At 69.2% G+C, this 13,794-nt stretch carries 11 protein-coding genes; 5 read left to right on the top strand and 6 right to left on the bottom strand.

The features are described from left to right. Positions 1-22 precede the first annotated feature (22 nt). Together CP976_RS29190 and CP976_RS29195 are read left to right on the top strand one after the other, a co-directional pair. A complete protein-coding gene (locus CP976_RS29190; RefSeq protein ID WP_167537443.1) occupies positions 23-1,270 on the top strand; it encodes an MFS transporter in 1,248 nt (415 codons plus the stop codon). A gap of 87 nt (positions 1,271-1,357) precedes the next feature. Further along, positions 1,358-2,617 carry an ATP-grasp domain-containing protein gene (locus CP976_RS29195; RefSeq protein WP_229875588.1) on the top strand — a complete coding sequence of 420 codons (1,260 nt, stop codon included), beginning with the start codon at positions 1,358-1,360 and terminating at the stop codon, positions 2,615-2,617. An 80-nt stretch (positions 2,618-2,697) separates the two neighbouring features. On the opposite strand, the gene CP976_RS29200 is transcribed toward CP976_RS29195, so the two are convergent. From CP976_RS29200 to CP976_RS29225, 6 genes are all read right to left on the bottom strand, one after another. Beyond that, a complete protein-coding gene (locus tag CP976_RS29200; RefSeq protein ID WP_150483012.1) occupies positions 2,698-4,566 on the bottom strand; it encodes a hypothetical protein in 1,869 nt (622 codons plus the stop codon). Positions 4,567-4,733: 167 nt separating this feature from the next. Then, the gene (locus CP976_RS29205) at positions 4,734-4,928 is read right to left on the bottom strand and encodes a hypothetical protein (RefSeq protein ID WP_150483013.1); all 195 of its coding nucleotides are present in this window, start codon (positions 4,926-4,928) and stop codon (positions 4,734-4,736) included. A 16-nt stretch (positions 4,929-4,944) separates the two neighbouring features. Beyond that, positions 4,945-5,583, bottom strand: a complete 639-nt coding sequence (locus CP976_RS29210) for a class I SAM-dependent methyltransferase (RefSeq protein WP_150483014.1) — start codon at positions 5,581-5,583, stop codon at positions 4,945-4,947. Positions 5,584-5,842: 259 nt separating this feature from the next. Then, on the bottom strand, positions 5,843-6,952 hold the full coding sequence (locus tag CP976_RS29215) for a beta-methylarginine biosynthesis bifunctional aminotransferase (RefSeq protein ID WP_167537444.1): 1,110 nt from the start codon (positions 6,950-6,952) through the stop codon (positions 5,843-5,845). Then, positions 6,949-7,962, bottom strand: a complete 1,014-nt coding sequence (locus tag CP976_RS29220) for a 2-ketoarginine methyltransferase (protein ID WP_150483016.1) — start codon at positions 7,960-7,962, stop codon at positions 6,949-6,951. The genes CP976_RS29215 and CP976_RS29220 overlap by 4 nt, the downstream gene beginning before the upstream one ends. Further along, the gene (locus CP976_RS29225; protein ID WP_150483017.1) at positions 7,955-8,257 is read right to left on the bottom strand and encodes a hypothetical protein; all 303 of its coding nucleotides are present in this window, start codon (positions 8,255-8,257) and stop codon (positions 7,955-7,957) included. The genes CP976_RS29220 and CP976_RS29225 overlap by 8 nt, the downstream gene beginning before the upstream one ends. A 761-nt stretch (positions 8,258-9,018) precedes the next feature. On the opposite strand from CP976_RS29225, the gene CP976_RS29230 reads away from it, so the two are divergent. The 3 genes from CP976_RS29230 to CP976_RS29240 are packed head-to-tail and all read left to right on the top strand — an operon-like array spanning position 9,019 to position 13,592. Then, the gene (locus CP976_RS29230) at positions 9,019-9,594 is read left to right on the top strand and encodes a hypothetical protein (protein WP_150483018.1); all 576 of its coding nucleotides are present in this window, start codon (positions 9,019-9,021) and stop codon (positions 9,592-9,594) included. Continuing rightward, positions 9,591-9,782, top strand: a complete 192-nt coding sequence (locus CP976_RS29235) for a hypothetical protein (protein ID WP_150483019.1) — start codon at positions 9,591-9,593, stop codon at positions 9,780-9,782. Before CP976_RS29230 ends, CP976_RS29235 begins: the two co-directional genes overlap by 4 nt. Positions 9,783-9,794: 12 nt before the next feature. Beyond that, positions 9,795-13,592, top strand: coding sequence for an AAA family ATPase (locus tag CP976_RS29240; protein ID WP_150483020.1), 3,798 nt, complete (start codon positions 9,795-9,797; stop codon positions 13,590-13,592). Positions 13,593-13,794: the final 202 nt, after the last annotated feature.

Genomic DNA, 13,794 nt, shown 5'->3' on the forward strand with positions numbered 1-13,794 from the left:
CCGCCCACTCGAAGGAAGAGACGTGTCCTCAGGCGTTTCCCGGTTCACCGATCTGCTGCGCCACCGCTTCGTGCAGGGGCCTGTGCTCTGGGGCCTGATCGGCAGGCTGCCGCTGTACCTCGTGAGTCTGGCGCTGACCCTCCACCTGCTGGACGAGGGACTGAGCTATGCGGCGGCCGGACTCGTGCTCGCCGCGTACACCGTGGGCACGGCCGCGCTCGGTCCCGTGATCGCCCGCCGCATCGACCGGCACGGCCAGGTGCCGATGCTCGTCCTGACAGCCGTCGTACATCCCGTGGCACTCGCGGGAGCGGTGTACGCGGCGTCCGGCCCGAGGCTCGTTCTGCTGGCGCTGACCTTCGTGGCCGGCGGCACGATCCCCCCGGTCAGCCAGGTGATCCGGGCGCTGTGGAGCACCCTTCCACTGAGCAGGGACGAACGCTCCACCGCGTACTCACTGGAGTCCGTCTTCGCCGAACTCTTCGTCATCGGCGGCCCGTTGCTGCTCAGCGCGCTGATGGCGCTGGGAGACTCCGGCACCGCCGTCGTGGTGGGCGGAGTCCTGTCCGGCCTCGGGAGCCTCGGTCTGGCCACCACGCGAGCCTCCCGACAGTGGGTGCCCGAGTCCACGGCGCGACGCGATCTGCTGGGTGCCCTGCGCTCCCGCCTCCTGCTGATCCTGCTGGTGCTGCTCGCCCTGTCCGCCCTGTGCCTCGGGGTGCTCAACCTGGCGCTCGCGGCCTTCGTCGAGGAGAACGGCTCAGCGGGCGACGTGGGGTTCCTGTTCGGTGCTTCGGGCATCGGCGGGGCCGTCGGCGGCCTGTGGTACGGCAGTCGGTCCGGCGCCACCCCGAAGGGCCGCCAACTGCCCATTGCCTGCACCGCCTTCACTGTCGCCGCCGCGGCACCCTTGCTGGCCTGGGACTTCTGGTCGATGGCGGTGGCCATGGCGATCCAGGGCTCCTCGATCGCCCCGTTGACCGCCATCCTCTACGACCTGGTCGGCTCGGCCGCTCTGCCGGGCACCGTCTCCGAGGCCTTCACCTGGGTGCTGACCGCCACCACCACAGGCGGAGCGGTGGGATCGCAGCTCGCCGGGGCGCTGATCGGCCGCTTCGGCTGGTCCGCCGGATTCGTGCTGGGAGTGCTCAGCGGCTGCTGCGCGACAGTCCTGGCCTTCGCCGTGAGCCGTCGAGTGGTGGCCGTGACCGAGGCGCGCATGTCCCGCGCCGCGCCCACGGATCCGTCCGCCCTGGGACTCGACACGTAGGAGACGCAACGGAAACGACGACGCGCTCCTCCGCGGGGCATCCACGCGTCAGCCATCCCACCCGTCCACGATCACTGGAGCTCCCTCATGACGACCCACATGACGACCCCGGCCTCCGGGACATCCACCCTCCCGGTGGTCCTGCTGGTGGACGGCAGGCCCTCCAGCTTCGTGCGCAACGCGCTGAGCCGGGACGACGTGCACATCGTGCTGCTGCGGTTCGCCTCGGCCGTCAAGGACCTGCCGGAGGAGTACCTGGAACTCACGGCCCACCTGCCCGTGTTCCTCGCCCAGGACGAGAACCTCGCCGAGGAGGCGGAGCGCTACCTGGAGTGGACCGGGACGCTGGAACACGTGCCCACCTACTTCTGCAATCCGCAGGAGCCGCTCCAGGAGGTGGCCCAGCCCTTCGCCGGGCTGGTGGGGCTGCCGCACCTCACCCGGGAGCAGGTCGCGTGGGTCCGGCACAAGACGGCGATGAAGGACAGGTTCGCGGAGATCGGCCTGCGGTGCGCTGCCTACCGGGAAGTCGGATCGCTCGACGACGTGGCCCGGTTCGCCGATGAGCAGGGCTGGCCGGTCGTCCTCAAGCCCATCGACTCCTTCGCCTGCATCGGGACGTACCGGATCGAAGGGCCGGACGAGCTGGCGAAGGTCCCGGAGCCGGATCCGGGGCGCCGCTGGATGGTGGAGGAGTACATCCAGGGTACGGAGTACCAGCTCTGCGCGCTCGTCTCGGGCGGCAAGGTCGTGGACTCCTACCTGTCACTGAACCCGGTGCCGATCCTCGAGGTCCTGGACGGGGCGATCAACGCCAACATCACCTTCGCCCCCGGGGAGGAACTGCCCCTGGACGTACGGTCGGTCACCCAGGACCTGGTCGACGGCTTCGGCCTCGACCACGGCTACTTCCACGCCGAGTGCTTCCTGATGCGAGACGGGACGCTGTGCGTGGGTGAGGCCGCCGCCCGGATCACCGGCTGCGAGGTGCCGGCGAACCACGGCCTCTCCCGTGGCTTCGACATCCACCGGGCCACGCTCGACACCTATCTCGGGCGCACACCCGTTCTCGAGTACTCGGAGGACCGGGCCGTCGGCGATCTGCTGCTGCCGGTGAAGCCGGGCAAGGTCGTGCACATCAGCACCGAGGAGGAACTGCTCCGGTTGCCCGGTGTCCTCGCCGTACACCTGAAGCTGGCCGTCGGGGACGTCTCCGAGCCGCCGCGTGCCTCCCACGCCTCGTCGGGATACGTGCACGTCACCGGGCGCACGGCCGCCGAGGCCGAGCAGCGGATGCGGGGCGTGCTGGAGCACTTCGTGCTGAAGACGGAGCCCGTGGAACCCTGACCGGACCCGGCACCCTGCCGAAGAGGGCGTCACGGAAGCCGGCCGGCCTCCGTGACGCCCGTCCTCACGTCGTCAGATCGTCACGCCGAGGGCCCGGCGGCGGGGAGGACACCGAAGTCCCAGCGTGCCACCGAGAGCCCGAGGTCCTGAACGGCGAAGGCCGTGAAGTAGTACGCTTGCGGGTGCGCCCCGGCATCGACGACGAGGGAGAACTCCACCTCGTGCCACTGCCCGCCGGCCGCACGGACCTTGCGCTGCTCCGGAGTCACTGTGCAGTCCGAGCGCAGGTGACGGGGCACGAACACCCCGAGCCGTACCGGCCCGCGCCGTGCGGCGCGCACCTGTACGCGGGCGCGCAGCGTCCCGCCCGCGGACACCTCCTCCGAGGCCTCGACGCGCAGTTCGGGGGAGTCGGCGAGCCGGTACGCCATGTCACCGCACCGGACGCAGACCGTGACGACGGTGTCCAGCGCCGTGGGCACCAGAGCCCGTTTCACGAACTGCCGGGCAATCCGCCCGCAGTGACACCGCACGTTGCAGACGGACTCCGGGTCGATGGAGCTGCGCTGCCCGAAATAGGCGTGGCAGTCGGTGAATTCGGTTTCCGGGTTCCCCACGATCTCCGCGGTGATCGCGTGATCGAGCGACTGGAGATCGTCGGACAGCCCACGCAGGATCGCCGACGAGCCCTCCGCGGCCGTGGCCTGGCGGGTCACCCAGCGCTCGGCCTTGCCCGCGAGCTTGGTGAGCCGTGGACGCAACGGATGCCTCGCCGGAAGCAGGCCGCCGGCGAGGTACGCGGTCAGGCGGGAGGAGGTGGACAGCACCAGCGGGTCCGGCTCCTGCGGTGCGGGATCGGGGCGAGTTCCCCGGTCGTCGGCCATGCCGAAGTGCCAGTAGGCGGGGTCCGGCTGCGCGTCGGTGATCGTGGCGTTGAGGCTCGGCGCGGAGGGGGCTTCCGCCTCCGCCGCTCGCATCCAAATCGCGTTCTCGGGGCGGGCCGAGTCGTGCACGGTCGGTGCGGCCACGACGTCCCTGGCCGCACCGTCGATGGCGTTGAGCAGCAGCTGGTACCTGGGGTCGTAGGCGACGGCATCGGCGAACGGACCGTTGTTGCACGAGCTGAGCACGACCTCGACGGCCTGCACCCGGTTCAGCGGGATCAGCTTCTCCCGGGGCTTGTAGCAGTCGGGTCCGTAGGCGCAGCGCGGTCCCAGCAGCTCCGGACGGCGGGGCGCCGCGGGGTTGAGCCCGCAGACGGTGAAGTCCGCGAGGTTGATCGAGTCGTCACGGCCGTGCCCTTGCAGGAGCACCCGTCGCCAACGCCCTTCGAGGAGCCGGGCGCCGATGTCCTGACGCTCCAGAGCGCGGTCGTCGTAGACCTGTACCTTCCCCAGGGCATCCGGGCGGTCGGTCGAGGTGAACAGGCCCGATGCGTCGACCGCGGGATCCGGCAGGCAGAACTGCTTGGCGGTGAACCACGCCATCGACGCGGCGTCCCGGCCGGTCAGGAACCCCACCTGCCGGCCACCGCTGCGATGGGCCCGCCGCACGAGTTCCAGGACCGGATCCGAGGTCAGGCGCGAGTACACGGCGACGACCAGCAGGGACCGCGAGCCGGGCGTGCCCTCGTCGAGGAGCCGGCCGCTCAGTTCCTCCTCGTCCAGCCAGTGATGAGCAAGCGGCCCGATCAACGACCGCAGCCCCGCCGGGACTTCGTCGGCCCCCAGGAGCACGCCCCGCTCGTACGGCGCCGGCCGCGCGATGCCACCGTAGAGCCCGGCGGCCAGTTGCATGGCGGACAGCAGATCGGCCCGGCCGTTCACCCAGACGGGGACGGATTCCGGGCGGGGGGACGCGAGGAAACGCGCGACGGCTTCGGCGTATTCGGCGTCGCCGTCGATCGGGGTGAACAGGGTCGTGGAAACCTCGGTCGGAGAAATTGCCATGGTTGGTCGGTTCCTCGTGGAGTCGGGCGCCTCCCGTAGCGGGCGAGTGCGGTGAGCGCGGCGGGGTGGTCACGCACATGGATGCGGCGAGGGCGCCTGCTCACCGCCCCCGCCGCGATGTCCATGACGTCGGTCCGTGGGAGAACGGGCGGCGTCCGGGCCGGCCGTCAGTCGGTGACCGGGGCCGGGAAGAACGCCGTGATGTCGCCTTCCGGCACCCAGATCGGCCGCTCTTTGGCCATGACCAGGTACCGCTGGAGATTCTTTTCGTCGTCCCAGGAAACAGCGAGCACGCGGTACTTCGCGTTGCCACCGATCTTGACCTCGACGTCGCCGGCTACGCCGGTGAAGTGGAGCGGCATGACTTCCTCCTCGGGATCAGTGACGGTTGGTGAAGCTCTGGAGGTAGGCCACGCCGGACGGCCTGCCTTCCAGATAGCTGGTGGTCGAGTAGCTGTCGTAGGAGTGCCGCTCGATCAGAACCTCGTCGAAGTACGGCTCCCAGCGGGGCTCGATCTTCGGTTCGGTCACGAAGAAGGACATGAAGCGGCCTCCGGGGGCGAGGACGCGCGTGATCTGCTCGCGCATCAGCGTGTCCCACCAGTCCGCGTCGTCTCGCATGTCCTTCGGGAGCCACGGGTCCAGCATGATGCCGTCGATGCTCCCGGTGGGAACGGACTCGATGTACTCGAAGAAGTCGGCCCGGACGATTTCGAGATTGTCCGGGAGGTCGGGGTTCGACTTCTTGAAGTCCTGGACCACCTCGTCGTAGACCTCGACGACGGTGTGCTTCTTCACGTTCGGCTGCTGGGCGATGGCCAGGGCGGAGAGCCCGAAGCCGAGCCCGCACTCCAGGAATTCGCCCCCGTTGCGGCACAGGATCTCGGCCGAGCGGCGCATCAGAGGCGCTTCCCACTGCTGCATGGCCTGTGACCCGTCGATGTACAGGGTCTTCTCTCCGGACTCGGACTTCCTGACCGCGATATCCGGCGCGGTGGGCTGAGCAGGATGCTTCACGATCTTTCCTTATCTGTCGGGTATCACTGGCCGAATGGCGCAGAAATCCGGCGTGCGTTCACGTGAATGAGCCATGCATGAGGCCGCGTTGTGAGTCCGGGCGCCCCGTGGACGTCGTTTCGTTCACGGTAGACAGATGCCGGGACGAGCGGTGGCAACGGCAGGGTCGGGCACCTGCAGTGCGGAAACATGCAGCATGGCCATAGGAGGGCAAAGGCGCCTTAACCGCTCGGGACGCCCCGCCCGGTGACCGTCAGGGTCAGCCGACCGCCGCGGAACGGCGCAGCCGCTCGCTGACTGCGGAAACGGCCTCCAGGGACCGGGTGAGAAAAGCGGGTTCCACACCCGTCGGGACACGGATGTGGCGGGAGCCCGCGGGATGGTAGTGGGCGCTCGTGGTGACGACGAGCCGGTGCTCCGCCATCAACGCGTCCGCCAGCGCCTCCGTGTCCGGCACCCCGGCCTCCACCCACACATGCGTACCGCCCTGCGGAGGGGAGACCCCCATGCCGTTCGCCCGCGCCCAGTCGAGGACCAGCCGATGACCGGCCCGCACCCGCTCCGTCAGCGGCTGGTTGCCCAGTTTGCACAGCTGGGCGGCCTGGCTCTGGGCCCGCGTCGACACGGCGATGCGTTCCCACTCCATGCGTGCGGTGAGCCGGTCGACCTCCTGCGGATCGGCGGTGATCCAGCCGACCCGCAGCCCGGGGGCGCCGTAGTTCTTGGAGAAACTGTTCAGCCCGTAGACGCCGCGCCAGTCCTCGACCAGCGCCGGCGGCGCGGCCAGGGCCGCGGGGTCGTGGACGAAGGCGTCGTAGACCAGGTCGAGGACCAGCGCGAAGCCGAGGCGGCGCTGGGCGGCGAACAGGTCGCGCGCCGTCGCCTCGTCCAGGCAGGCACCGGTCGGATTGTGCGGGGAGTTGAGATAGAGCAGGTCACCCGGGCCGAGCGCGCTCCAGGAACGCCCGCCGACGAGCTCCGGCCAGTCCGGCACCCGCACATCTAGCCCGACGTCCCGCAGCAGATCGGCGACGCTCAGCAGCACGGGCCCGGCGCACACGGCGCGCCGCACTCCCACCCCGGTGAGATGGCGGGCGATCAGCCCGAGGCCGTCGAAGGCGCCGTTGGTCACGAGCAGCGACTCCGCGCCCACGTCGATGCCTTGCTCCCGTTGCCTCAGCCGCAGCGCCTCCAACAGCTCCTCCGTGCCTTGGCTGGGGGCGTACTGGGCGTCCAGATCCCAGCTGCCGACCGCCTGCAGCCTGGGTGGTTCGGGCCAGACGGGCACGTTCTCGGCCAGGATCTCCCACGGCTCCTCCGGTGAGGCCGCGACCTCCGCGAGGCGCTGTCCCAGTGGCGTCAGGCTCACTGTGCCGCACCTTCCCGCCGGGTCAGCAGGTATCCGACCTCCAGGCCGGTGGAGTCGACGCGCGGGTCGGCCACCCGCCGGGTCACCACCCGGGCGCCGGCCTCCTGGAACAGCTCCCGCCAGAACGCGTCGCTCTCCAGCCGCTGCTCGGTGAGGACGTGCAGGAGGTAGTACGGGTTGTAGTAGGCCAGGCCGAGGCCGTGCCGCATGACCTGCGGGTCGGCCGGGCGGTGGTCCACCTCGACGACGGCGAGGTGGCCGGAGCGGCGCAGGGCCGCACGGACCAGTTCCACCACCGCGCCCCGTCCCTCCTGCTCCAGTACCTCCTGGAGGAGGAACGCGGCGAGACAGATCTGAGAGGAGTCCGGCCCCGACTCCGGCGCGTCCGCCTCCCGGAGATAGTCGGTGGCGCCGGAGCGGACGAAGCGCAGTCCTTCGGCCGGCGACTCCTCCGGGGCGTACGGGTCGATTCCGATGCCGGTGACCGTGCCCGAGCCGTCGACCAGGCCTGCGAGGAAGGTGCCGTCACCGCAGCCGAGATCCACGACGGAGGCCGGCGCGGCCGGCAGGTCGGACATCAGCTCGCGGACGAGCGGCAGTGCGTCGTACGCGCTCATTCCGCAGCTGCCGATACCCACGAGCCTGCCGTCGCGGGTGGCGTAACCCTTGCCGTGCAGGACGTCCGTGATCTGCTGGAACGTTTCCGCGTAGCCGCCGACGAGCAGCTCGTACCAGGGCCGGTACGGGCCGAGAGCGCGCCCCTTCTCGGTGAGGGTCACCGTGTCGCCGCTCAGCGCCAGGTAGTTCTCGTTGGCGAGGTAACGCAGGAACCCGCTGGTCCGTGACGCGTCGAGCCCCAGGGACGCGGACATGCCGGGGACCTCCTGCGGACCGTCCGCCAGACGTTCGTACAGGCCGCTGTTGAACAGGTGGTAGATGCCCTGCGCCAGCGCGAAACCACGGACTGGCTGGAGCGCCTCGATGAGCCGCAGCTCGAATCCCTCATCCATTGTGCTGTCCCTCGTCCGGTGAACTGCCGGTCATGGCTTGGAAGTCGATACGTACGATTTCGAGATCGCAGGTGTGCTGCAGTAGTTTCCGGAAGCGGTCGGCGCGCTGCTCGGATCGTGTGCTGACCCGGATGAACGGGCGCCTTTGGCCCTTCCAGTCGAGAACGTGGGAATCCGGCGCGGTGACAAAAACGCAATCCTCACGGAACTCTTCTTCCGTCAGAAGTGCGCGAACCCGCTTCTCCAGCGTGTCGCGTTCCTCGCGGTGCATGCCGAAGAACTCTATCGTCGGCATCTCTCCTCCTTGTTCGCCTCGGCAGGGAGCTGCGGGAACTCTCGCTTGGTGCTCTCCTTCAGATGCGTTTCTCGCCTGCCGAGTCCGTCGGCACCACTGCCTCGTCGCCCCGTGCCGGGTCAACCTATTGTGTCGGCGGTCCTCCGCCCCCAGGCGGAGTCGCTCGAATGATTTGATAGGTCGCCAAACGCTGCCACCTGGACTGCCACCTGGATTCCGACTGCCGAGAAAAGGTTACCCACGAGATCCCCTATTTCTGCATCTCACCTTTGTGACGCGTTGACGCTATCAAAGCCGGGTCTCCGGTGGTCGGTGAGGAAATGGGCAGGACTTGCACTGCCGAATCATGAAGAGGTGGCAAGAGATAGTTTATTGATGCAAGTGGAATAAAACGGGCAGGGGTGAGCCGCTCCCGGCGGGTGGCGGGTGGCGGGTGGCGGGTGGCGGGTGGCGGGTGGCGGGCGACGCTGCACAGCCGCGCGGAGACCGCCGGGCGGTGAGGGCATGGACAGCGAGGCCATCATGTCGACGTGTTGCTGCCGGTGGGTTGCCGGGGCCGGCCCCGGCGCTCGGCGCGGCGTGCGCGGTGATGGCGACGGCACACCACCCTAACCGTGTCACGCTCGGCCAACGGAATCTTCACTTCCCGACCCAACTCCGTGAATGAGGTGCTATATCCGATGTAGGGCACACGGGTGTGGTCGGGACCACACCGTCTCGAAGTCTCCGAGAGGTGCTCGGTATCGCACGGGAGAACGCACTTGATAGCACTCGGATCCACCCTCACCCTGAAGCACGCCCGCAGCTACGTGCCCAAGCAGGGCTCCACGACCTCGGGCGTACAGGACGCGGGGTTCGCCACCGAATGGCACCTGGAAGCCGCCGGCCGCCCACGGCTGACCATCCACGACACGCGGTGGGACAGCGGTGAGAGGGACGTGGTCCTCCAGCAGGTCCCGCTGTTACCGGAGATGCCCGCCGCACTGGCCAACCTGCACGGCCGGCACCGGGCCGGAATCGCCGAGGTGTCCGCGGAGCGCCGACGGATCACGGCCTTCCTGTCCCTGCCCCAGCCGGACGGGAGACCGCGGCAGAAGCGGGCCCTGACCACGGCGCAGCTGGCGGAAGGCTGCGGAAGGGCCTTGCTGTGCGAACTGGTGGCTCGCCCCGGCGTGTCACTCACCCCGGCCTTCGATCCGGCGGACCCGCAGGACACCGAGCGCTTCCAGCACGCGGTCGTCTTCGGGGACGAGGACCGGGAGACACCCGTCATCGCCTACGTACTCACCCGGCTCATGCCGACGCTCCGGCACACCGGCTGGGGCGGCGAGGAGTGACGGACCAGCTCGACCCGCGCCGCCAAGTGCGGCTTCCCGGGCAGCTCTACCGGCGGTCGGACACGTCCCCGCGGGGCCTCCTCGGTGGGACACCGGTCCGCCACAGCGCGGCGCCCGGAGGCGCCCGCCCGGCGCAGACCTACTCGGACGGGGCCTCGGCCCGTCCTTCCTTCGACGAACTCAACTGACAGGACATCAGGATGAGCGGCGTGAAGCATCTGTCCATGCGGGTTCCGTGGCGGGATCGCTCGTGGGACCAGTTCCTCTGTGACGACCCGTCAGGCAACTCCTCGTGCACGCTGCTCGCGGCGATCGGCAAGGGCCGCCAGGACGAGTTCGAGGCAGAGCACGCGGGCGCTCCCATCGGAAGTCTGGACCCGAACCGACTGCCCTGCCTGAGCGAGCGTGCCACCTTCATGTCCCCGGTCGGGTACACCGTCGTCAAGCGACATCCCTACAGCCGCAATCCCGCGCTCCGTGACCACCTGCGCGACAGCCCGGTCAGCGTGCCCGGATACGCGTTCGAGGCCATCCCCTTCCGCTGGATGAACCGCGGTTCCCTGAACGAGGAGATCGGTCACGCCAGGGTGCCCGCGTTCGATCAACTCGCCGAGGACCACACCGACCGCGTCCTGAAGTCCCAGCCGCCGTGGGTGATGGACGGCGGCAACCAACAGGCGGTCATCCAAGCGTTCTTCGAGCCGGTCGTGCGGAGGGACAGCCTGGTGTTCGTCTACCTCAAGCACTCCCCGCTGCAGGAGCAACGCACCGACCGTCTGCTGGTCGGGGCAGCACACGTCACGGGCGTGACCACGCCACCGATGTGGAACCAGAATGGGAAACCGCCGTTCGACTCCTCCATGTGGGAGACGATCGTGGAGCACTCCCTGCGCCCCGACATGGCGGAGGGCGTCCTGCTGCCCTACCAGGAGCTCCTGCCGCTCATGGACGAGGGCGTCGACATCGACAGGGCACTGGCCTGGGCGCCCGAAGGCCGTGACGTCGAGTTCTCCTACGTCACGGAACACCTCTCCGACGACGCCGCCATCGAGTCCCTGGCGTCCCTGAAGTCGGCGGCCGAGGGCATGCGTGAACTCGGCGTGCCCATCCCCGAGTCCGCGATGACATGGCTGACGGAGCAGACCGAGCGGCTCTGGCAACTCCGTGGCCCGGTCCCCGGCCTGCCCGGTGTCCTCGCCCTCATCGGAGTGCAGCAGCCGTACGTCGCCGCCCGAGCGGTGCTCACAGAAGCCGGCGAGACCACCGACCCCTGGAAGCTGCTGCAAGGCGTCGTCGCCGACCCCGCGCGCGCCCCGCACGCGCTGAAACCCCATTTCGGCCCCATCCAGGCACGGGTCTGGAACAAGCTCCCGGCCGCGCGCCAAGCGGTCCTGCGCCTCCTGTCCGGATTCGATATCGACCCGGAGCAGGTGCGCATGCTGCTCGGCGGCACCACCGAGGTCGAGATGGCCGCCGAGGAGCTCCTCGACAACCCGTACTATGCCGCGACCTGCACCTACGGTTTACCTCTCCACGTCCCGTTCACCGCCGTCGACCGTGCGTTGTTCCCACCGTCGCACGTCACGTGGCAACCGCCCGTTCCGGACGAGGTGGGCCTCGAGGATCCCTTGGACCGCCGACGGATCGAAGCCCTCCTGACCGAGGTGCTGGAGCGCCAGTGCCTCCAGGGGGACACCCTGGTCCCCCTCGACGAGGCGCTGGAGCACTCCCGGCTCGTGGCGCCCGCACAACTCCCGGCCCTGACGCACGACATCCTCACCGGCCTCGACCTGGAGCACGACGCGGTCGTCGAATGGCCGGACTGGTCACCGTTGACCAGCGTGCGCCTCGCCGATGGAACCCCCGCCTACAAGCTCGACCGGCTCGAGGAGACCGCGAACGTCATCCGCGACTGGGTGGCGGAGCAGCAGGCGCTTCCCCGGCTGGGCGAGATCACCGACGCCCGCGCCGTACTCGACGCCGTGCTCGACCGCAACCAGTCCGGCACCGCGGACGACGCGCACGCCGACGAGCTGGAAGAACGAGCCCGGACGGAGAAGGCCGCCGGACTCGCCGCTCTGCACGACGCACGCCTGTCCGTCCTCGTAGGACCGGCCGGGACGGGCAAGACGACCCTGCTGCGCGCCCTCGTCGACTACCCCGGCGCGGCCGCTGGGGACGTCCTTCTCCTCGCTCCCACGGGCAAGGCGAAGGTGCAGTTGGAGACGAAGGTCGAACGGCCGGCGAAGACACTGGCCTCCTACCTGAGTACCACCGGCCGCTACGACGCCGAGACCGGCCGGTACCTGGTACTGGGTGACCAAGGCCCCCGACGCGGCTACGGCCTCGTCGTGATCGACGAGGCGTCCATGCTGACGGAGGAGATGCTCGCCGCGACGCTGGACTCGTTCACCGGCGTCAAACGGCTGATGCTGGTGGGCGATCCCCGCCAACTGCCCCCGATCGGAGCCGGACGGCCGTTCGTCGACCTGGTCAACAAGCTGCGCCCGGAAGACTTCCCGACTGGGGTGAGGGTTGCCCCCGGATACGTGGAACTGCAGGTGCCCAGGCGTCAGCTGCCTGACGGCAGCCACGGCACCCGCCACGACCTCGAACTCGCGGCCTGGTTCGGCGACGGCACCCGCGGCGCCGGCGACGAGGCGATCTGGGACGAACTGGCGACGAACCCGAACCTGCCCACCCTTCAGTACGTCCCCTGGGGTGATCGCACCGCGGTGCAGGCCCTCACGGACGCCCTCGACGAAGTCCTCGGTCTGGGCGCGGCGGACGACCCGGTGCGGGCGTTCGCTCTCACCTACGGGGGCAGCGTCAACGGCGAGTACCTCAACTGGCAGCGAGGCGCGGGAGCCCGGGCCGAGGAATGGCAGATCCTCTCGCCGACCCGTTCGCGCGCCTTCGGGACGGTCGAGCTCAACCGGCACATCAAACGCATGTACCGGGCCGACGACACCTCCTGGGCCCAGCAGAGCCGGCGTTTGAACATCCCCTCGCCGATCGGACCCGAGCAGATCGTGCGCGGCGACAAGGTCATGCAGACGACCAACAAGCGCATGAAGGCGTGGCCGCGGGAGAATGCGATGAACTACGTCGCCAACGGTGAGATCGGTGTCGCCATCGCGTGGCCCACTTCAGCCGCGAAAACGCGGAAGAACGCACTGCGGCTCAGCGTGGAGTTCTCCTCGCAGCCCGGCCACGAGTACAGCTACTGGCCGTCGAACAAGGACGACGTCCTGCTCGAACTGGCTTGGGCAGTCACGGTGCACAAGTCGCAGGGCTCGGAATTCGGTACGACCTTCCTGGTCCTGCCCGCCCGGGCCAACCTGCCCCGGGAACTCATGTACACGGCGCTGACCCGGCAGAAGGACAAAGTCGTCATCCTGCACGAGGGCACTCTGGCAGACCTCCGTGCCTTCGCCCAGCCGAGCAACAGCGAAACCGCCCGCAGACTGACCGACCTCTTCGAAACCCCGCACCCGTTCGCACTCGACGTGCGGGGCCAAGCCCGCAGGTTCGACCGCAAACTGATGCACGTGTCCGCCGACGGCACGCCGATGGTTTCGAAGAACGAGGTCATCATCGCGGGTCTCCTCGACCGCCTGGCACCGGGACGGTGGCTCTACGAGGAGCCGCTCACCGGCGCGGACGGCCGCGTCGTCCGCCCCGACTTCACTGTGGCCACGAAGGACGGCCGCACAGTCTTCTGGGAACACGCCGGCATGCTCGACCTTCCTGACTACGCGCGGAAGTGGGAGCGTAAGAAGGAGTGGTACGCGAAGAACGGCATCGAGCCATGGGACAAGGGCGGCGGTCCGAACGGCACCTTGATGTGGACCGACGACCTCGACGGCGCGGACGCCCGAGCCTGGCTCACGCTCGCCTCCCAGGTCCTGAACGCCGAGCCGACGGACCCCGGGACCGCGGCTGTAACTGGGCGGAGGGCAGCGAAGAAGACCGCTGCTCGACGAACAAGGTCATGAGCCTGCCTGGTCGGTCGGCGCACCCGCCATCGTGGCTGACTGTCGTGCGCGAGTACGAGTGATCACGCACGTATGTCGTTAGCCCCCCCCAGCCTTCATAGGCCGGGGGCTTCGCCGTATCTCGGCCGTGGGCCGTCGGCCGTTGGTTGCTGGCTGCACCTGCCGCATCGTGTTTCGTCTCGCTCCCGGACGGTTGTCCCAG

This window comes from Streptomyces coeruleorubidus (assembly GCF_008705135.1).
GTDB lineage: Bacteria > Actinomycetota > Actinomycetes > Streptomycetales > Streptomycetaceae > Streptomyces > Streptomyces coeruleofuscus.

Excerpts from the sequence above, each read along its gene's own strand:
- CP976_RS29205 (WP_150483013.1), bottom strand. The coding sequence starts at position 4,928 with ATGCCGCTCCACTTCACCGGCGTAGCCGGCGACGTCGAGGTCAAGATC.
- CP976_RS29220 (WP_150483016.1), bottom strand. The coding sequence starts at position 7,962 with ATGGATGAGGGATTCGAGCTGCGGCTCATCGAGGCGCTCCAGCCAGTC.
- CP976_RS29200 (WP_150483012.1), bottom strand. The coding sequence starts at position 4,566 with ATGGCAATTTCTCCGACCGAGGTTTCCACGACCCTGTTCACCCCGATC.
- CP976_RS29240 (WP_150483020.1), top strand. The coding sequence starts at position 9,795 with ATGAGCGGCGTGAAGCATCTGTCCATGCGGGTTCCGTGGCGGGATCGC.
- CP976_RS29195 (WP_229875588.1), top strand. The coding sequence starts at position 1,358 with ATGACGACCCACATGACGACCCCGGCCTCCGGGACATCCACCCTCCCG.
- CP976_RS29225 (WP_150483017.1), bottom strand. The coding sequence starts at position 8,257 with ATGCCGACGATAGAGTTCTTCGGCATGCACCGCGAGGAACGCGACACG.